Source organism: Aquabacterium sp. UBA2148, from assembly GCF_002328915.1.
In the GTDB taxonomy this organism is placed as follows: domain Bacteria; phylum Pseudomonadota; class Gammaproteobacteria; order Burkholderiales; family Burkholderiaceae_C; genus Aquabacterium; species Aquabacterium parvum.
Genome location: NZ_DCXA01000085.1, coordinates 942 through 4,461, shown reverse-complemented (window position 1 = coordinate 4,461; position 3,520 = coordinate 942). Strand labels below are relative to the sequence as shown.

Sequence of the window (3,520 nt, the reverse complement as noted above, 5' to 3'; positions counted from 1 at the left end):
GGCCAGCCGCTCGGGCGCACTGCGCCTGAACGAGCAGGCCGACGTTCGTGCTTCGGGTGGTACGGCAGGTGCCGATGGCAGCCTGACCTTGCGCGCCGGTGTGCGCGAAGACGGCGCGGCCGATGGCGACCAAGGCGTGGGCAACGCCCGCGTGGCCGCCATCCAGTCCACCTTGACCGGCGTGGGCACGCTGACCGTGCAGGGCGAAGAGCGCACCACGGTCGATGACCTGTCGGCCCAGGTGCTGACGGACGCCAAGGCCCGCAGCGAGGCCTTCCAGCAATCGGCAGCGGCCCTGGACACGCTCAACAAGGTGGCCAACGGCAAGTTGGGCGCCACCACCGTGGCCAAGGTCCAGTCCGCCCAGGTGCTGCAGTCGGAGGGCGACCTCACCTTGTCGACCGACTGGAACCTGACCCAGCTCGTCAAGGAAGAAAGCGACGGCCAGTTTGTCGTCAAGCCCAGTGCCCACACGCCGATGAACCTGAGCATCGTCAGCGCGGGCAACCTGAACATCCAGGCCAGCCTGTCGGGCGGTTTCGTCAATGTGCCGCTGCCCGGCACCGCGCAGGCCTCTGCCTCGGCCAACACCACCCTGTCGAACGCCATGAAGGTGGGCGCAGCCGACCTGCCGCTGATGGCCGGCTCGGACATCACCCTGGTGGCTGGCGCCGACCTGGGCAGCGCCGACGTGGCTGCCACCGCCGCGGGCACCGCGGCCGATGTGCGCATCGGAGACCCGGCTGGCGAGCCCACCTCGGCCAAGCAGGTCTTCGTGCGCAGCACCACCGGTGACCTGCGCGTGGTGGCCTCTCGCGACGTGGTGCTTGAAAACGACCGTGCCACCGTCTACACCACCGGGCTGCTGGCCAGCGCCGAGCAGGCGCCCGGCGCCGAAGGCTTCGGCAGAGGGCTTGCATCCAGCTCCAAGCTTCACGCCAACCTCATCACCCGGGGCAACGGCGCCAACACGACCCGTCAATTGCCCTTCATGCTGGGCGGTGGCAGCGTGAGCCTGCAAGCCGGTGGTGACCTGCGCACCCAAAGCGTTGGCAAGGCCAGTTTCGTCAGTGACTGGACCTTCCACAAGTCCGATGTGAACGCCGACAAGAGCCAGTCCTGGTGGGCTCGATACGACCTGTTCGACATGGGCGTGGCCACCTTTGGCGGCGGTGACATCACCGCTCGCGCGGGTGGCGACGTGGTGGACATGGGCTTCGTGACCGCCACCAGCGGGTACAAGGACGACGCCGGCGTGGTGCGTCGCTTCGGCGGTGGTGACGTCGAGGTCAGCGCCGACGGCAACATCGCGGGCCTGCTGGCCAAGGTCGGGGGCAGCACAGGGCGGGTCGATGCCGGGCTCAACATCGAAGGCACTGCATCGCGGGGCGCGGCTTCGCTGTTCTACGAGAACACGCAGTTGCAGGTGCAGGCTGCGCAAGATGTGCTGGTTGACCTCATTACCGAGGCGGGGCTTCAGAGCTTGGGTCAGACCACAGTGGATAGCGCTCAGAACTCAAGTGGCCTTGCTGGCTTGGGACGCAACGCATCGATGAACCTGTTGTCTGCATCGGGGAGCGTTGCGATCAACAACGTCATGCCGCCAAATGTGGACTCCTCCGAACATCAGACGGCTTCGTTGCTGCCATCGAGCACCTTGATTGCTGCACCCGGAGGCAGCATCAACGCGGTTTATCTCAACCAAATGCCGCAGGCCGATGGCGCCACCTTGAACGTGCTGGCAGGCGCAGACCTGAAGGCTTCTGGCGTCAACGTGTGGGCGGAGTCCCCCTTCGGTGAAGGCATCTATTGGAGTTCCAAGGGCGAAGACATTCTGGGAGACTTCTCTGTGCAGCGCCAAACGGGCACCGGTGTCGCCCTGACCGCAGGCAGCTTCGAACCCGCCCGCCGCGAACCCGTCCGCCTCATCGCCCAAACCGGCGACGTGACCCTGCGCGCCGAAGTCGGCGACGCCACCCGCATCATCGCGGGCGGAGACGTGAACTTGCTGGGCCTGCTCGTGCAACAGCAAGACGGCAACGAGCTCTCTCTGGTGCAGGCAGGGCGCGACCTGAACGTCATCGGCACCACCCGCGTTCGCGGCCCTGGAGACGCCTTGTTCGTGGCCGGCCGCGATGTCAACCTCACGGCCGCAGAAGGCATCGACACCAACGGCAACCGCGAAAACGGCGCCTTGCCCGATGGCAGCGCCAACCTCACGGTGATGGCAGGCGTGCAGCCTGGCACCAGCGATTTCGGCGTGGCCGAGCAACGCTTCTTCCACCTGCTGGGTGGCGCGGGTGTGGCCGACCGACCGGCCGACCTGTATGCCCAGTTGCTGGCGGCTCGAGGCGGTCAGGCGGTGCCGGGGCTGGATTCGGCGGCTGCACAGGCGTTTGCCGGCCAGGGCTTTGCCGAGCAGCTCGTCGCAGCCCGCGACCTGGTGGGCGCGCAGGCCTTCGAGGCTGCCGTGCTCACCTACATGCAAGGGCGCGACGCCAAGCCTGATTTGAGCACAGCACAAGCCCTGGCGGCCCTGGCCAACGTGCCCCAGCGCGAACAAGCCGCGCTGCTGGGCAGCGTGCTCGCCCCGGCGTGGTCCCAAGCCGTGGCGCCTGAGGTGCAGCGCAGCACGGCCCTGGACATGGCCAAGGCTCGTGGTGGCGCTTACGCGCTGGCCTTGTCGGAGTACCTCAGGCTGCGCACGGGCACCAAGGACCTGGGCGACGCACAAGCCTTGCAAGCCTTTGAGCAATTGAGCACGGAGCAGCGCCTGCTCTTCACCAACCAGGTGCTCAAGCGAGAGCTGACCGTGGCTGGCATCAATGCCACACAAGAAAAGACCCCTGACGCCAAGCTGGACGCCTACCAGAGCGGCTTCAACGCCCTGGCCACCGTTTTCCCGGGCAGCCAGGACACCAGCAGCCTGCTGATGGGCGCCAGCAGCATCAAGACGCAGCAAAACAGCCAAATCAACGTCTTCACGCCGCATGGGGGCATGAACGTGGGCCGCTTGACCGGCCTGGCCGATTCGGCCGCTGCCGCCAAACTGGGCATCGTGACCACCTCGGGTGGCGACATCACCGGCGTGGTGCGCGACAGCGTCGAGGTCAACCAGTCCCGCATCTTCGTCGTCGAAAACGGCGACATGCTGCTGTGGGCCTCGTTCGGCAACATCGATGCAGGCAAGGGCTCGAAAACCGTCACCGGGGCCCCGGCGCCGGTGGTCCGCATCGTCGATGGTCGACTCGTGGTCGACACCACGGGGTCCTTCTCGGGCTCCGGCATCGCTGCGTTGGACCCTGACAGCAAGCTCTACCTCTTCGCACCGCGCGGCGAGATCAACGCCGGTGAGGCGGGCATCCGCGCCGGCGGCAGCATCACCCTCGATGCCCCCACCATCGTCGGCGCCAACGACATCCAGATCGCCGGTGGCGGCAACCTGGCGCCGCCGCCCACCGTGGGCAACGCCTCCACCAATGTCGGCAGCCTGGGGCAGTCCGCCACCGCGGCGGGCCCG

General features: G+C 67.2%; 1 protein-coding gene. It reads left to right on the top strand.

What is annotated here, in order from left to right:
- Positions 1 to 3,520 (top strand): filamentous haemagglutinin family protein (locus B2W70_RS04490; RefSeq protein WP_286743284.1); only part of this gene is annotated, 3,520 nt, incomplete at both ends.